A 16,081-nucleotide genomic window follows, 5' to 3' on the forward strand; every position below is an offset into this window, starting at 1 on the left:
TGCTCTCGAACAGTTGTTCGTAGCGGTCGAGAGGTGAACGGGTGCGCGTGATGGGTGTGGACCCGGGACTGACGCGATGCGGCTTCGGCATCGTGGACACCGGCCGCGGACGCGAGGTCGCCGCCGTGGCGGTGGACGTGATCCGCACACCCCCCGACCTGGAACTGCCGTCGCGGCTGCTGCGCATCTCCGCGGCCGCCGAGGACTGGCTCGACCGATTCCGGCCCGATGTCGTCGCCGTCGAGCGGGTGTTCTCCCAGCACAACGTCCGCACCGCGATGGGCACCGCCCAGGCCGGGGGAGTGGTGGCGCTCTCCGCTGCCCGACGCGGCATCCCGGTGGCGTTCCACACCCCCAGCCAGGTGAAGTCCGCCGTGACCGGGAACGGCTCGGCCGACAAGAAGCAGGTCACGGCCATGGTCACCAAGATCCTGGGCCTCGCCACCGCGCCGAAGCCCGCGGACGCCGCGGACGCCCTCGCCCTCGCGATCTGCCACTGCTGGCGTGCGCCCATGCTCGCACGCATGGCCGCCGCCGAGGCCGCCGCGGCCGAACAGAAACGACGATACGAAGCGCGGCTGCGGGAACAGGCCGCCGCGCGGAAGGCAGGTGCACGGTGATCGCCTCGGTGCGCGGGGAAGTGCTCGAGATCGCACTCGACCACGTCGTCATCGAATCCGCGGGGGTCGGTTACCGGATCCACGCCACGCCCGCCACCCTGGCCACGCTCCGCCGTGGCGAGGACACCCGCCTGGTGACGGCGATGATCGTGCGCGAGGATTCGATGACGCTGTACGGGTTCCCCGACCCCGACGCCCGGGACCTGTTCGGGTTGCTGCAGACGGTTTCCGGTGTCGGACCCCGCCTCGCCATGGCCACCCTGGCCGTGCTGGATCCGGATTCGTTGCGTGCGGCCCTCGCCGACGGCAACACCGCCGCACTGACCCGGGTCCCGGGCATCGGCAAGCGTGGCGCCGAACGCATGGTCGTCGAACTGCGGGACAAGGTCGCCGCGTTCGCCGGAACCTCCGCCCCGGCCGCGGTGGTCGGCTCGCCCATGCGCGACCAGGTGGTCGAGGCTCTTGTCGGACTCGGCTTCCCCGTCAAACAGGCGGAGCAGTCCACCGACACGGTCCTCGCGGGTGACCCGCACTCCGACACCTCCACCGCGCTGCGTTCGGCGCTGGCCTTGCTGGGCAAGAGCCGATGATCGAGGACTTCCCCCCTGCGGGTGCCCCCGACGAGGCGCCGATGACCGCCGAGTACACCCCCGCCGACGGCGACGTCGAGGCGAGCCTGCGGCCGAAGAACCTCGACGACTTCATCGGCCAGCCTCGGGTGCGGGAACAGCTGCAGCTGGTGCTGCGCGGGGCGAAGCTGCGCGGCGGCACCCCGGATCACATCCTGCTGTCGGGCCCGCCGGGCCTGGGCAAGACGTCGATGGCCATGATCATCGCCGCCGAACTCGGGTCGTCGCTGCGGCTGACGTCGGGCCCCGCGCTCGAGCGGGCCGGCGACCTGGCCGCGATGCTGTCCAACCTCGTCGAAGGCGACGTGCTGTTCATCGACGAGATCCACCGCATCGCGCGTCCCGCCGAGGAGATGCTGTACCTGGCGATGGAGGACTTCCGGGTCGACGTCGTCGTCGGCAAGGGCCCGGGCGCGACGTCGATTCCGCTCGAGGTCGCCCCGTTCACCCTCGTCGGCGCCACCACCCGTTCCGGCGCGCTGACCGGACCCTTGCGCGACCGGTTCGGTTTCACCGCGCACATGGACTTCTACGACCCGGCGGAACTGCAGCAGATCCTGCTGCGCTCGGCCCGGATCCTCGGCATCGACCTGGGCGAGGAGGCGAGCATCGAGATCGCCGGCCGTTCCCGCGGCACCCCGCGCATCGCCAACCGGCTGCTGCGCCGGGTCCGCGACTACGCCGAGGTCCGCGCCGACGGCATCATCACCCGCGAGATCGCGCAGGCCGCCCTGGCGGTCTACGACGTCGACGCGCTCGGCCTGGACCGGCTCGACCGTGCCGTGCTCGGCGCGCTGGTCCGCAGCTTCGGGGGCGGGCCGGTGGGCGTGTCCACGCTCGCGGTGGCCGTCGGTGAGGAACCCGGCACCGTCGAGGAGGTCTGCGAACCGTTCCTGGTACGGGCGGGGATGATCGCGCGCACTCCGCGCGGGCGGGTCGCGACCCAGGCCGCGTGGCTGCAGCTCGGGCTGACACCGCCGCCGGAGGCTGCTACCGGCGGCATCGAGGTGCGGGCCCGCGAACCGCAACCCGGCCTGTTCGACGACGAATGACCGGTCGGCCACCGGCGCCGGTACAGGAGCCGCGCCGGTAATGGCACACTGGTCTACTGCGCCGGTCCACGACCGCCGGCGCCCGATACCGGACGACTTCGAGGACTGACTTCAACGATGGAACTGCTCTTCCCGCTGCTGATCCTTGCCCTGCTGGTGCCGACGTTCCTCGGCATCCGGCGCCAGAAGAAGGAGATGCAGAAGACCGCGGAACTGCAGGACGCGCTGCGGGTCGGTGACCGGGTGATGACCACGGCGGGGCTGCACGCCACCATCGTCGCGCTCACCGACACGACCGTCGATCTCGAGATCGCTCCCGGCGTGGTGACCACCTGGGCCCGGGTCGTGGTCCGCGAGCGGGTCACCGAACTCGGCTCGGCGACGGACGAGACCGGTGGCCTCTCGCTGGACAAGGGCGACGACACCGAGCCGCCCGCCGGCCGGCCGACCGAGCACTGAACGGTCGGACACCGACCGGTCGACACCCCGGCCGATGTGCGGGCCGCGCCGGGGGCCGCGCCCCGACGGGTGCGGTGGCCCCGTGACCAGCGCATCACTCACTCGCATCGAGGAGACTGACAGACCGTGGCACCTTCCAACGGATCGGTGCATCCAGTTCGCTCCCTCGCCCTGTTCGGGGCGATCCTGGTGGCGCTGTATGCCCTGATCTTCTTCACCGGGGACAAGTCGGCGACGCCGAAACTCGGCATCGACCTGCAGGGCGGCACCCGGGTGACCCTCACCGCCCGCACCCCGGACGGCAGCGCGCCCAGCCAGGACAGTCTCCGGCAGGCCCAGCAGATCATCGAGACCCGCGTGAACGGCCTCGGCGTGTCCGGCTCCGAGGTGGTGATCGACGGTGACAACCTGGTGATCACGGTTCCCGGCGACGACAGCTCGCAGGCCCGCACCCTCGGCCAGACCGCACGGCTGTACATCCGGCCCGTGATCGGTCAGCCCATCGCCAGCGCTAACGCCGCGCAGCCGGCGCCCGCGCCCACGGACCCGCAGGCTCCCGCCCCCGCGACGCCGGCGCCCGACGCCGCCACGCCCGCTCCCGAACCGCAGGGCCGGCCCTTCCCGGCGCAGGATCCCACCGACACCCCGGCGCCCGCCACCGACGCCCCGGCGCCCGCCACCGACGCCCCGGCGCCCGCCACCGACACCCCGGCGCCCGCCACCGACACCCCGGCGCCCGCTCCCGCTCCCACGGAGGACCTCGACCCGCAGGCCCGGGCCGCCGCGGACATCGCCGCCGCCAAGGAGACCCGGCAGAGCGAGGACCCGGCCGTCCTGCAGCAGGCCATGGCCACCCTGGACTGCTCGGCCGCCGACCCGCTCGCCGGCAACGACGATCCGGCAAAGCCGCTCGTCGCGTGCTCCACCGACGGCACCGCCGTCTATCTGCTCGGCCCGAGCATCATCGACGGCCAGCAGATCACCGACGCCTCCTCCGGCTACAACACCCAGCAGTCCCGCTACGAGGTCAGCCTCACGTTCGACTCCGAGGGCAGCAGCACCTGGGCGCAGTTCACCGCCGCCAGCATCGGCCAGCAGGCCGCGTTCGTCCTCGACTCCAAGGTGGTCAGCGCGCCCGTGATCCAGGGCGCCACCCCCGCCGGCAGCGCGACCTCGATCACCGGCAACTTCACCAACACCCAGGCCACCGAGCTCGCCAACACCCTCAAGTACGGCTCGCTGCCCCTGTCGTTCGCCGCATCGGAGGCCGAGACGGTGTCCGCGACCCTCGGCCTGGCATCGCTCGAGGCCGGGCTGATCGCCGGCGTCGTCGGCCTGGTCCTCGTGCTGCTCTACAGTCTCGTCTACTACCGCATGCTCGGCGTGCTCGTCGCGCTGTCGCTGGTGATGTCCGGGCTCGCCGTGTACGCGGTGATGGTGCTGCTCGGCCGGTACATCAACTTCACCCTCGACCTCGCCGGCATCGCCGGCCTGATCATCGGCATCGGCATGACCGCCGACTCGTTCGTGGTGTTCTTCGAACGCATCAAGGACGAGATCCGTGAGGGTCGGAGCTTCCGCTCCGCTGTGCCCCGCGGCTGGGCCCGGGCCCGCCGGACCATCCTGTCCGGCAACGCCGTGAGCTTCATCGCCGCCGCGGTGCTCTACGTCCTCGCGGTCGGTCAGGTCCGCGGCTTCGCCTTCACCCTCGGCCTGACCACCATCCTCGACGTCGTGGTGGTGTTCCTGGTGACGTGGCCGCTGGTGCACCTGGCGTCGACGTCGAAGTTCTGGTCCAAGCCGAGCGTGAACGGTCTCGGCGCCATACAGCAGGTCGCCCGTGAACGCCAGCTCGCGGCTGCCTCGGCGAAGGAGGCGTGACGATGACCGACACCACCACGACCGCACCCCGGCACAGCGTCCTCTCCCGCCTCTACACCGGCACCGGCGCGTTCGAGATCGTCGGCCGCCGCAAGTTCTACTACCTGCTCACCGGCGGCATCGTGCTGGTGGCGCTGCTGAGCATGCTGATCCGCGGCTTCACGTGGGGCATCGACTTCGAGGGCGGCACCCGCATCCAGCTCCCGGCCGCCGAGGGCGTCACGACCGAGCAGGTGGAGACGGTGTACTCCGACACCCTCGGCACCGAGCCCGTATCGGTGCAGACCGTCGGGTCCGGCGCGGGCGCCTCCATTCAGATCCGTTCGGAGGCCCTCGACCTCGAGCAGGTCCGGACCCTGCAGAACGCGCTGTACGACGAGTTCCAGCCGACCGGGCCCGACGGCGTGCCGTCGCGCGACGCGATCAGCGTCGCCGACGTCAGCGAGACGTGGGGCGGACAGATCACCCAGAAGGCCCTCATCGCGCTCGCGGTGTTCCTGGTGCTCGTCAGCATCTACATCGCGGTGCGCTACGAGCGGGACATGGCGCTCGCGGCGCTGGCCGCCCTGTTCTTCGACATGATCGTCACCGCGGGGGTGTATTCGCTCGTCGGATTCGAGGTCACCCCGGCCACGGTCATCGGCCTGCTCACCATCCTCGGCTTCTCGCTGTACGACTCCGTGGTGGTGTTCGACAAGGTCGAGGAGAACACGCGCGGCATCCTGCACCTGCATCGTCGGACCTACGCCGAGCAGGCCAACCTCGCCGTCAACCAGACCCTCATGCGGTCGATCAACACCACGGTCATCTCGGTGCTGCCGGTGCTCGCGCTGATGGTCATCGCGGTGTGGCTGCTCGGCGTCGGCACCCTCAAGGACCTCGCCCTCGTCCAGCTCGTCGGCATCGTGGTCGGCGCCTATTCGTCGATCTTCTTCGCGACTCCGCTGCTGGTGACCCTCAAGGAATGGCGCGGGCCGGTGGCCGCACACACCCGCAAGGTGCTCGCCAAGCGCGGCGCCGCCGAATCGCGGACCGTGCCCCCCGCCGGGGAGGCCGTCGGCGCGCACGCCGGCGCGACACCCGTGTCCGTGACCAAGCGCATCGGAGCGACCACGACGGCGGGCGCCGGCGCCGCGCCGGTGGCCGAGCGCACCCCCAGACCGGGCGTCCGGCCCACCGGAAAGCGCGCCAAGAGAAGGCACTGACATGTCGGCACCCGAGCACACACGTCGAGCCCGGCGCCGCCGGTCCGTCCGCGCGGCGATCGCGGGCGCGGCCGCCGCGGCGGCGCTCGCCGCGACCACCGTCGCCTGTGGCACGACGGAGGAGTCCCTGCCCTCCATCGGGTATGCCGTCGACAACACGGTGACCACCTACAACGCCAACACCGTGGACGGCGCCGCCTCGGGAGCCCGGCAGGCCCTGGCCCGCGTGCTGCCCGGCTTCGGCTACGTCGATCCGGCCGGTCAGGTGATCTCCGACACCGACATCGGGGCGGCCACCGTCGTCTCGCAGGACCCGCTGACCGTCCAGTACCGGCTGTCCCCGGACTCCGTGTACTCGGACGGGGTGCCGATGTCGTGCGACGACCTGGTGCTCGCCTGGGCCGCCGCCAGCGGCCGATTCACCGCGCCCGACGCCTCGGGTGCTCCGGCGAACCTGTTCTCCGCCGCCCGGCGCTCCGGCTACGTCGACATCGAACGGATCGACTGTCAGACCGGGTCCAAGGACGCCACCGTCGTCTTCCGCGCCGGCCGCGCCTACGCCGACTGGCGAGCCCTGTTCGGCGCCACCGAGCTGATGCCCGCGCACGTCGCTGCCCGGGTCTCGGGGGTGCCCGACGTGGTCGCCGCCATCGGCGGTGGCGACGTCGAGGCGCTGCGCCGGCTCGCCGACTTCTGGAACACCGGGTGGAACCTGACCCCCGGCCGGCTGGACCTGTCGCTGCTGCCGGCCTCCGGCCCCTACCGGATCGAGTCGTTCACCGCCGAGGACGGGCTCGTCCTCGTCGCGAACGAACGCTGGTGGGGCAACAAGCCCGGCACCGACCGGATCGTGGTGTGGCCGCGCGGCACCGACGCCTCCGCGGCGGCCGCCGACGGCCGCGTCCACGTCGCCGACACCGGCACCGGGGCACTCGACCTGTCCCTCGGGGACGACGTGGAGACGACGGCCGCGGCGTCGCGCAACGTCGAGCAGCTCGTGCTGGGCACCGGCGGGGGCAGCCTCGGCGCCGCCGCCGCGCGCCGGGCGTTCGCGCTGTGCGTGCCCCGCTCGCAGTTGTTCGACGAGTTCGGCCGGGTCGGGGACGTGCCCGCCACCGGACTCGGTTCCGGGACGACGTCGTCGCGGCTGCTGCCCGCCGACTCGCCGCTGTACCCGGGCGTGTCCGGGCCCGCAGCCCGCTACGACCGGGCGGACACGACCGCGGCGCAGGCCGAGCTCGCCGCTGCGGGGACGGACCGCATCACCGTGCGGATCGGGTACCTCGGCCCGGACCCGCGCCGCGCCCGTACCGTCGAGCTGATCGCCCAGTCCTGTCGCGAGGCGGGCATCGAGGTGGTCGACGCCGCCTCGGACACGTTCACGCCGTCGCAGCTCACGGCGGGACAGGTCGATGCCGTCCTGGCCGGGACCGCCGTCGCGGCAGGGGCGGGAGGCACGGCCGACATGCAGGACGCGCGCGGCGCCCTCAACTCCGCGGCCGGCAGCAACGTCGGGCGCTTCGCCGACGCCCGCGTCGACCAGATCCTCGACGCCCTCGCCGTCACCACCGACGACGCCACCATCTCCGGTCTGGTGGGTGAGGCCGAGACGATCCTGTGGACCGCGATGCCGACCCTGCCGCTGTACGCGCAGCCCCGGGAGACGACCTTCGCCGGCGGCCTGCGTGCCGCCGTCGCCAACCCCAGCGCTGCCGGTGCGGGCTGGAACATGGACAGGTGGATCCTCAACAGATGAACAGCAATCCCGCCGGAGCGCACGCTCTGATCGAACGTGCCGCCACGGCGGTCACCGCCCGTACCCGCTGGGTCGACGACTTCCCGACGCCCGGCGTCCGCTTCGCCGACCTGACCCCGGTCTTCGCCGACGGCGAGGCCTTCGGGGCGGTCATCGCCGCGCTGGCCGCCACCGCGCCGGACGCGGAACTGGTGGCCGGCGTCGACGCCCGCGGCTTCCTGCTCGGCGGCGGCATCGCCCACGCTCTGGGTGTCGGCGTCCTCGCGGTGCGCAAGGCCGGCAAGCTGCCTCCGCCGGTGGACACCCGCGAGTACTCCCTCGAGTACGGCACCGCGGCGATCGAGATCCCGCAGGATTCGGTTCGGTTGCGCGGGCGGCGGGTACTCGTCGTCGACGACGTGCTCGCCACCGGCGGCACCCTCTCGGCGACGGCGGAGCTTCTCGACGCGGCCGGTGCCTTGGTCGTCGCGGTGGCGGTGGTGACCGAGATCGAGGCCCTCGGTGGGCGGGCGCGGCTGGAAAAGTACCCGGTGACGTCATTGGTTCGGCTCTGAGAGCTAGAGTTGGCGCAGGTGCCGGTGGTTCCGGACGACGAGGAGTGTGCGGCGGTGCGTCCGGTGTGCATCGGCGACGGGAGGTGTGGGCATGACCCAGAATCTTGATCGGTCCCAGAATTCCGGTCCGACCCCGACCTCGGCGTCCACGTCGGCCTCCCGCCGGGTGCGGGCGCGGCTGGCGCGCCGCATCACCGGGCAGCGCGGCACCACTCTCAAGCCGGTGCTCGAGCCGCTGGTCACGATCCACCGCGAGCTGTACCCGAAGGCCGACCTGTCGGAGCTGCAGCGCGCCTACGACGTGGCGGAGGAGCGGCACGCGTCGCAGAAGCGCAAGTCCGGCGACCCGTACATCACCCATCCCCTCGCGGTCGCGACGATCCTCGCCGAGCTCGGCATGGACACCACGACGCTGATCGCGGCGCTGCTGCACGACACCGTCGAGGACACCGGTTACAGTCTCGAGCAGCTCACCGCCGAGTTCGGCGAGGAGGTTGCCCACCTCGTCGACGGCGTCACCAAGCTGGACAAGGTGGTGCTCGGCACCGCCGCCGAGGGCGAGACCATCCGCAAGATGATCATCGCGATGGCGCGCGACCCCCGGGTCCTGGTGATCAAGGTCGCCGATCGGCTGCACAACATGCGCACCATGCGCTTCCTGCCGCCGGAGAAGCAGGCCCGCAAGGCGCGCGAGACCCTCGAGGTGATCGCGCCGCTCGCGCACCGTCTCGGCATGGCGACGGTCAAGTGGGAGCTCGAGGACCTGTCCTTCGCGATCCTGCACCCGAAGAAGTACGAGGAGATCGTGCGGCTCGTCGCCACCCGGGCGCCGTCGCGCGACACCTACCTGGCCAAGGTCCGCGCCGAGATCAACGCGACGCTCGCAGCGTCGCGGATCGATGCCACCGTCGAGGGCCGGCCGAAGCACTACTGGTCGATCTACCAGAAGATGATCGTCAAGGGCCGCGACTTCGACGACATCCACGACCTGGTCGGCGTGCGGATCCTGTGCAACGAGATCCGCGACTGCTACGCCGCCGTGGGCGTCGTGCACTCGCTGTGGCAGCCGATGGCGGGCCGGTTCAAGGACTACATCGCCCAGCCGCGGTTCGGTGTGTACCAGTCGCTGCACACCACCGTGATCGGCCCTGAGGGCAAGCCGCTCGAGGTGCAGATCCGCACCCGCGAGATGCACCGCACCGCCGAGTTCGGCATCGCCGCGCACTGGCGGTACAAGGAGACCAAGGGCAAACACTCGGGCGACGTCGCCGAGCTCGACGACATGGCGTGGATGCGGCAGTTGCTCGACTGGCAGCGCGAGGCCGCCGACCCCGGCGAGTTCCTCGAGTCGCTGCGTTACGACCTCGCCGTGAAGGAGATCTTCGTCTTCACCCCCAAGGGCGACGTGATCACGCTGCCGTCCGGGTCGACGCCGGTGGACTTCGCGTACGCCGTGCACACCGAGGTGGGGCACCGCTGCATCGGCGCGCGGGTCAACGGCCGGCTCGTCGCGCTCGAACGCAAGCTCGAGAACGGCGAGGTCGTCGAGGTCTTCACGTCCAAGGACCCCAATGCCGGGCCGAGCCGCGACTGGCAGTCGTTCGTGGTCTCGCCGCGCGCGAAGGCCAAGATCCGGCAGTGGTTCGCGAAGGAACGCCGCGAGGAGGCGCTCGAGGCCGGCAAGGACGCCATCGGCAAGGAGGTCAAGCGGGTCGGGCTGCCGCTGCAGCGCCTGATGAACGCGGACCTGATGCAGGCCGTGGCCAAGGAACTGCGGTACGCCGACGTGTCGGCGCTCTACACCGCGGTCGGTGAGCACCACGTCTCGGCGCACCACGTCGTGCAGCGCCTCGTCGCGCTGCTCGGCGGGGTCGGTGGCGTCGAGGAGGAGCTCGCGGAGCGGTCCACCCCGTCGTCCATTCCGACCCGGTCCCGGCAGAGCGGTGACTCCGGCATCCTCGTGCCCGGCGCGCCGGGCACGGTGTCGAAGCTGGCCAAGTGCTGTACGCCGGTCCCCGGCGACGAGATCATGGGCTTCGTGACCCGCACCGGCTCGGTGAGCGTGCACCGCACCGACTGCACCAACGCCGGATCCCTGCAGCAGCAGTCCGAGCGGATCATCGAGGTCAAGTGGGCGCCGTCCCCGTCGTCGGTGTTCCTCGTGGCCATCCAGATCGAGGCGCTCGACCGGCACCGGCTGCTCTCGGACGTCACCAAGGCACTCGCCGACGAGAAGGTGAACATCCTCTCGGCGTCGGTGACCACGACCGGCGACCGGGTCGCGGTGAGCCGCTTCACGTTCGAGATGGGCGATCCCAAGCACCTCGGGCACGTGCTCAACGTCGTCCGCAACGTCGAGGGCGTCTACGACGTGTACCGGGTGACCTCCGCGGCATAGAAGGTCCGCGGCGTAGCAGGATCGGCGACCCCACCTCGCCCATCCGCACGTCGCGGTCCGTCAGCCGACGCTAAGCGCATGCTAAGCGCGCTGCGCGATCGTTCTCCTCGCCGGACGGTCCGGCACATCCTGACAGAGGAGAACGCATTGCGTAACACCGTCATCACCGCCATTTCCGCCGAGGGTGCGGAGCTCGACGAGGCGCGCCTCGCGACCGTGTCCGGCGGTCGCGCGTGCGAGGATCGGTCGAGCAAGACGATCGACATGTCGACCGGCGCGGTCGGTACCGATCAGGACTTCTGACGGACCGAGGACGCCGGGTGGGGAGGCGGCTCGCCTCGCCCGCCCGGCGCTCGTCCGTCGACCGATCCGATCCGATCCGCCCCGAGGAACAGCTCATGAGCGCGCATCCCGCCCGCATCCTGGTGCTCACCCAGCCGGGTGACCCGCACGCAGACCACGTCGTCGACCTGTTGCGCCGGCGCGACGCCCGGGTCGTCGTGTTCGACCCCGCCGATTTCCCTGTCCACGCGTCGATCTCCGTCGGCTACACCGCCGGCGGTGCGGTCCGCCGCACCCTCGACCACCGCGGTGGGCGGATCGACCTGTCCGCCGTCGACGCGGTCTGGTTCCGCCGCCCACGCAACCCGCGGGCGCACCCGGAGGTCACCGCCCCGGCGGTCCGCGAGTACGTCGAAAGGGAATGCGAGGCAATGACCTCCGCGCTCTGGGACGATCTGGACTGTCTCGCGGTGCCGGGAACGCGGGCCGCGATCCGGCAGGCGGCCCGCAAGACCGCCCAGCTCACCCTGGCCGGCCGTCTCGGGTTCGAGCTTCCGCCCACGATCGTGACCACCTCCCCGGACGAGTTCCTCGATTTCTGGGACCGGCACGAGGGGCAGGTGATCAGCAAACCGCTCGACCGGCCGTTCCTGATCGACGGTGACGACGGCTACTTCCGCATGTGCGAGCCTGTCACGACGACGGACCTGGGGTACGCGGAGGCGATGCGCCTGTGCCCGATGATCGTGCAGGGCTATGTGCCCAAACAGATCGAGGTGCGGGTGACGGTGGTCGGGCAGCGGGTCCTCGGCGCCGCCATCCACAGCCAGGACAGCAACCACACGCGGCTCGACTGGCGCAGCTACGACCCTTCCACGACCCGCTACAGCCGGCACGAGTTGCCGGCCGCGCTCGCCGCGTTGTGCCGCAGTCTGGTGGCTGAGCTCGAATTACAGTACGGGACAATCGATCTCATACTCACTCCGGACGGCCGCTACGTGTTCCTCGAGATCAACCCGTCGGGACAGTGGTTGTGGATCGAGGACGCGACGGGTCTGCCCATCTCCGACGCACTGTGCGAGCTGCTGCTCGACGGTGCCCACCGCTCCCGGCGCCCCGCCGTCCAGGAGGTGCCCGCATGATCGCCCCGGCCGGCGCGGCGCTCGACGACGCTGCTCTCGGGCAGGCACTGACTCTGCTCGCGCGCCTCAACACCGACCCGGTAGCGGCCGGGTCCGCGGAGGAACTGCTGGCGGCCCTGCGGGCGGAGCACCCCGGACTGCGCCTTCGCCTGCTCCGGCACCGGGAAGCCTACGGGGACACCGTGCAGTTCGGCCTGCTCGTCTCCGGGCCCCGCGGTGGCACCGTCACGCTGTCCTGGGCGCCGCCGTCGGAGGTGCCGTGGATGTTGCGCGGCGCGCAACGCAGCGCCGAATCGATGCTGCTACGCGTCAACGGCGAGGCGCTCGACATCCAGCACGCGATGGCGTATCTGGACGTGATGTGGGAGCAGACGGCCCTGCTCGACCGACTCGTCGACGTGTGTCTCGTCCAGCAGGAACTCGCCGAGAACCCGGTGACGCTGGCCGACGGTGAGCTGCAGGACGCCATGGACGCCTTCCGTCGCGCGCGCGGCCTGCTGACCCCGGCGGCGACCGCTGCATGGATGGCACGGCGGCACCTCGACCACGCGGCGCTCGAGGAGATGGTGGCACGCGAGGCCGCCGTTGCCGCGCTGCGCACGCGGGTGACGGTCGACCGCGTCGACTCGTGGTGCGCGGCGCACCGATCGACGTGCGACCGGCTCCGGATCGCCCGCGTGCGCTTCGCCGACCGCGCCGCCGCCGAGCGGTTCGTCGCCGCGTTCGCCGAGCGGCGACGCACCTGCGGCACAACGGCCGACGCGTTCGGCGCGGCGCTGACGGCTGTCGCCCCGTCCCGTCCGCTGGGGGCCGAGCTGATGGAGCGGACCGTGGCCGACCTCGACCTCGGCCTGGGCTCCGGCCTGGCCGATGCGGTCGCGCCCGGTGCGCTGCTGCCGCCGCGGGCGGTCGGAACGGAATGGGAAGTGGTACAGGTGCTCTCGCGCGCCGCCGCGTCCGAGTCGGACCTGCTGGAGCAGGCCTCGAGGCGGTTGTTCGACGAGTGGCTCGCCGACCGGCGCCGCACCGCCCGGATCGAATGGTTCTGGGGCGAGGCGGAGAAGACGCCGCGGTGACGCGCCGCATCCGGCCGCTCGCTCAGACCGGGATGTCCGATTGCGGCGCGGCGTGCCTGGCGATGATCTTCGCCTACTTCGGCGTCCCACGCGGCGTCGCGGACCTCGTCGACGAGCTGGGGGTTTCCCGCGACGGACTCACCGCCCTGGCGCTCGTGCGATGTGCCCGCGGCCACGGGCTCGACGTCCGCGCCTTCGGCCGCTCCGCCGACGCCGTCGCCGGGGGCGGTGCACAGCTGCCCGCCGTCGTGCACTGGGACGGCAACCATTTCGTGGTGGTCGAACGGTGCACGGAGCGGCACGTGCACATCGTCGATCCGGCGCGGGGGCGCCGGCGCCTGACCCGGGCACAGTTCCGCGACGGGTACTCGGGCGTGAGCATCGAGTTCGGCCCCGGCGACCCGTCGGTCTATCCGCCGCCGGCCCTGCCCGCCTCCCGGCGACGAACGATGCCGGCCCGGTTCCTGCACGGCCACCGCGCACTGCTCGCGTCGGTCGTGGTGGCCTCGATCGCGTTGCAGGCGATCGGGATGACGCTTCCGGTGGTCTCGGCGATTCTGGTGGACCGGGTCCTGCCGAGCGCCGACCGCCCGCTGCTGTACGCCGTGGTCGGTGCGACGGTCGTCGCGTGCCTTGCGCACGGTGCGGTCGGGGTGGTGCGCAGCCGGATGCTGGAGGCGCTGCGCCGGCGCGCCGACGGTGAGCTCACCGGCGCCGCCGTCGCGCACCTGCTGGCATTGCCGTATGCATACTTCGCTCGCCGGGGAACCAGTGACGTGGTGCAGCGGGTCTCGAGCGTCGGGGCGATTCGGGAGCTGCTCACCGGACCCGTCGTGGCGGCGGTGCTCGACGGGCCGTTGGCGCTGACGTACCTCGCTCTGCTGCTGTGGTGGGCGCCGATGCTCGGCGTCACGCTGATGGTGCTCGCGACGGTGCAGATCGTCCTGATCGTGGGCACCGGCCGCCGGGTCGGTCAGCTCGGTCAGGAAGAGTTGCGCGCGCACGCCCTCGCCGAGGGACGCCTGCTCGAGACCGTGAACGGCATCGAGACGGTGAAGGCCTCCGGTTCCGAGGCGGCTGCGGCCGCGCAGTGGCACGCTCTGTTCACCACCGCCCTGGACGCGGCGTCGCGCAGCGGCCGCCTCGAGGGTGTGGTCGAATCGCTGGTGGCCGGTCTCAGGGTGGCGGCGCCCGCGGTCCTGATGATCGTCGGCGTCGTCGGCGTGCTGGACGGACGGCAGACGCTCGGCGCCATGATCGCCGCGAACGGGGTCGCGCTCGCCGCGCTCGCCCCGCTCGGCTCGGTAGTGTCGGTGCTGCAGCGGCTGCAGTTCGCGGCGGCCCACCTGGCCCGGCTGCGGGACATCGTCGACAGCGACGTCGAACAGCACGGCCGGAGCGTGCGGCCCGCCCCGGCACTCAGCGGCGCGATCTCGCTGCGCGGTGTCGGATTCCGGTACGACCCGCGCTCGCCGTGGGTGGTGCGCGACATCGACTGCGACATCCCCGCCGGGTCGACGGTGGCGCTGGTGGGACCGTCCGGCTCCGGCAAGAGCACCCTCGCCCGCCTGCTGCTCGGACTCTACGAGCCGACGGAGGGACGGGTGCTGTTCGACGGACACGACGCCGCGGACCTGGAATCCCGTTCGCTGCGCGCTCAGTTCGGGGTGGTGACGCAGAACAGCGCCCTGTTCACCGGGACCGTCGCGCAGAACATCGCCGCGGGACGGGCGGAGGCCTCCCTCCCCCGCATCGTCGAGGCCGCGAAACTGGCGCACATCCACGACGCGATCGTCGCCATGCCGATGGGGTACGAGACGATGCTGCGGGACGGGTCGGGCCTGTCCGGTGGGCAGTGCCAACGGATCGCGCTTGCGCGGGCGGTGCTCGGCGCGCCCCGAGTGCTGTTGCTCGACGAGGCGACCAGCGCCCTCGACGCCGCGACGGAAGCGTCGGTCGTGGCGTCGCTGGGAGGGCTGCGCCAGACCCGGATCGTCATCGCGCACCGGCTCAGCACCGTCCGCACCGCAGATGTGATTCTCGTGCTCGACGACGGCAGGATCGTCGAAAGGGGCGGCCATCACGAACTGCTGAGCCGGGACGGGCGGTACGCGGAACTCGTCGCCCTGCAGACGCGGTAGGTGGCCGGCCGCACTCACCCGGCCGCACTCACCCGACCGCGACGATCCGCATCGGGATCAGGGGGCGCCCACCGCCCAGGGGACTCGATCCGTCGTCGCCCGCCGCGGCGACCTCCTCGAGCGCCCGCAGGCCGGGTTCTCCGACGGTGCCGAACACCGAATACTGCGGCTGCAGCAGGGAATCGCCGAACACGAGCAGGAACTGACTGCCGTTGCTGTCCCGGTGCCCGGCGTTGGCCATCGCGACGGTGCCGCGCGGATACACGACGGGGGACGGCAGATAGCCGTTCTCCCCGCGGACGACCGTGACGGGGTACTCGTCGGCGAACGTGTAGCCGGGCCCTCCCGTCCCGGATCCGGTGGGGTCGCCGCACCGGAACATCTGCATCCCCGGTTCGTCGGTCACGTGATGGCACTCGGTCCCGTCGAAGAAGCCCTGCCGGGCGAGGCCGACGAAACTCTGCACCGCACACGGCGCTGCGGCGCGTTCGAGGACCAGCGGGACCGGACCCGCGGAGGTCGTCAGCGTCAGCTCCACCGTCCCGGTCGCGGGCACGGACGTCGACGCGGGCACGGTCGCCGTCCTCGCGGCCGGCCCGGCGGCACGGAACGCGCAGGCGACGGTGGCGGCCGCCGGTTCCGGCCGCGGCGGCATCGCAACATAGGCGGACGGGTCGAACCCGGGGGAAGTGGCGGCCGCGGTGGTCGTCGCCCGCAGCGCGGCAGGGGCGGGCCCGGTGTCGGAAGCGGCACACGCCGCAGCCGCGAGTGCTGCGCCGAGGGTCGCGGCCAGGCGCGCAGCAATGGAGGTACCAGAGGTCACAGACACGGCACAGTAGACGATCCCGTCACAATCCGACAGACCCCTGCCGGCGGCGGGGACGCG

General features: G+C 71.8%; 14 protein-coding genes. 13 read left to right on the forward strand and 1 reads right to left on the reverse strand.

Annotation, left to right across the window (positions count from 1 at the left end; genetic code table 11):
- Nucleotides 1–41 precede the first annotated feature (41 nt).
- The 13 genes from ruvC (at nt 42) to HFP48_RS13100 (ending at nt 15,195) form a co-directional block, all read left to right on the forward strand.
- Nucleotides 42–620 carry a crossover junction endodeoxyribonuclease RuvC gene (ruvC, locus tag HFP48_RS13040; RefSeq protein WP_006941029.1) on the forward strand — a complete coding sequence of 193 codons (579 nt, stop codon included), beginning with the start codon at nt 42–44 and terminating at the stop codon, nt 618–620.
- Nucleotides 617–1,210, forward strand: a complete 594-nt coding sequence (gene ruvA / locus HFP48_RS13045; RefSeq protein ID WP_006941026.1) for a Holliday junction branch migration protein RuvA — start codon at nt 617–619, stop codon at nt 1,208–1,210. Before ruvC ends, ruvA begins: the two co-directional genes overlap by 4 nt.
- A complete protein-coding gene (gene ruvB / locus HFP48_RS13050; protein ID WP_029543471.1) occupies nt 1,207–2,301 on the forward strand; it encodes a Holliday junction branch migration DNA helicase RuvB in 1,095 nt (364 codons plus the stop codon). The genes ruvA and ruvB overlap by 4 nt, the downstream gene beginning before the upstream one ends.
- Nucleotides 2,302–2,418: 117 nt before the next feature.
- Complete coding sequence (gene yajC, locus HFP48_RS13055) at nt 2,419–2,760, forward strand: preprotein translocase subunit YajC (RefSeq protein ID WP_050035146.1); 342 nt, start codon at nt 2,419–2,421, stop codon at nt 2,758–2,760.
- Between the two features lie 126 nt (nt 2,761–2,886).
- Nucleotides 2,887–4,641, forward strand: a complete 1,755-nt coding sequence (gene secD, locus HFP48_RS13060; protein WP_168579588.1) for a protein translocase subunit SecD — start codon at nt 2,887–2,889, stop codon at nt 4,639–4,641.
- 2 nt (nt 4,642–4,643) lie between these two features.
- Nucleotides 4,644–5,846, forward strand: a complete 1,203-nt coding sequence (gene secF / locus HFP48_RS13065) for a protein translocase subunit SecF (protein WP_006941022.1) — start codon at nt 4,644–4,646, stop codon at nt 5,844–5,846.
- A gap of 1 nt (nt 5,847) precedes the next feature.
- Nucleotides 5,848–7,602 (forward strand): ABC transporter substrate-binding protein, encoded by a 1,755-nt coding sequence (locus HFP48_RS13070; RefSeq protein ID WP_006941021.1) that lies wholly within the window; start codon nt 5,848–5,850, stop codon nt 7,600–7,602.
- Nucleotides 7,599–8,156, forward strand: coding sequence for an adenine phosphoribosyltransferase (locus HFP48_RS13075; protein WP_168579589.1), 558 nt, complete (start codon nt 7,599–7,601; stop codon nt 8,154–8,156). Before HFP48_RS13070 ends, HFP48_RS13075 begins: the two co-directional genes overlap by 4 nt.
- 91 nt (nt 8,157–8,247) lie before the next feature.
- Nucleotides 8,248–10,554 carry a RelA/SpoT family protein gene (locus tag HFP48_RS13080; protein WP_006941018.1) on the forward strand — a complete coding sequence of 769 codons (2,307 nt, stop codon included), beginning with the start codon at nt 8,248–8,250 and terminating at the stop codon, nt 10,552–10,554.
- 147 nt (nt 10,555–10,701) lie between these two features.
- Nucleotides 10,702–10,857 (forward strand): putative ATP-grasp target RiPP, encoded by a 156-nt coding sequence (locus HFP48_RS13085; protein WP_006941017.1) that lies wholly within the window; start codon nt 10,702–10,704, stop codon nt 10,855–10,857.
- 95 nt (nt 10,858–10,952) lie between these two features.
- Nucleotides 10,953–11,978: an MvdC/MvdD family ATP grasp protein gene (locus HFP48_RS13090; RefSeq protein ID WP_246872554.1), complete on the forward strand. Its 1,026-nt coding sequence runs from the start codon at nt 10,953–10,955 to the stop codon at nt 11,976–11,978.
- Nucleotides 11,975–13,054, forward strand: a complete 1,080-nt coding sequence (locus HFP48_RS13095) for a TIGR04500 family putative peptide maturation system protein (protein ID WP_168579591.1) — start codon at nt 11,975–11,977, stop codon at nt 13,052–13,054. The genes HFP48_RS13090 and HFP48_RS13095 overlap by 4 nt, the downstream gene beginning before the upstream one ends.
- A complete protein-coding gene (locus tag HFP48_RS13100; protein ID WP_168579592.1) occupies nt 13,051–15,195 on the forward strand; it encodes a peptidase domain-containing ABC transporter in 2,145 nt (714 codons plus the stop codon). Before HFP48_RS13095 ends, HFP48_RS13100 begins: the two co-directional genes overlap by 4 nt.
- 28 nt (nt 15,196–15,223) lie before the next feature.
- Here HFP48_RS13100 and HFP48_RS13105 read toward each other — a convergent pair whose 3' ends face one another.
- A complete protein-coding gene (locus HFP48_RS13105; RefSeq protein ID WP_006941010.1) occupies nt 15,224–16,018 on the reverse strand; it encodes a peptidylprolyl isomerase in 795 nt (264 codons plus the stop codon).
- Between the last annotated feature and the right edge of the window lie 63 nt (nt 16,019–16,081).

The organism is Rhodococcus sp. DMU1, assembly GCF_012272955.1.
GTDB classification, from domain to species: Bacteria; Actinomycetota; Actinomycetes; order Mycobacteriales; family Mycobacteriaceae; genus Rhodococcus; species Rhodococcus aetherivorans.

Coding starts and splice junctions, on each gene's coding strand:
- yajC (WP_050035146.1), top strand. CDS start 2,419: ATGGAACTGCTCTTCCCGCTGCTGATCCTTGCCCTGCTGGTGCCGACG.
- HFP48_RS13090 (WP_246872554.1), top strand. CDS start 10,953: ATGAGCGCGCATCCCGCCCGCATCCTGGTGCTCACCCAGCCGGGTGAC.
- secF (WP_006941022.1), top strand. CDS start 4,644: ATGACCGACACCACCACGACCGCACCCCGGCACAGCGTCCTCTCCCGC.
- ruvB (WP_029543471.1), top strand. CDS start 1,207: ATGATCGAGGACTTCCCCCCTGCGGGTGCCCCCGACGAGGCGCCGATG.
- HFP48_RS13080 (WP_006941018.1), top strand. CDS start 8,248: ATGACCCAGAATCTTGATCGGTCCCAGAATTCCGGTCCGACCCCGACC.
- HFP48_RS13095 (WP_168579591.1), top strand. CDS start 11,975: ATGATCGCCCCGGCCGGCGCGGCGCTCGACGACGCTGCTCTCGGGCAG.
- HFP48_RS13070 (WP_006941021.1), top strand. CDS start 5,848: ATGTCGGCACCCGAGCACACACGTCGAGCCCGGCGCCGCCGGTCCGTC.
- HFP48_RS13075 (WP_168579589.1), top strand. CDS start 7,599: ATGAACAGCAATCCCGCCGGAGCGCACGCTCTGATCGAACGTGCCGCC.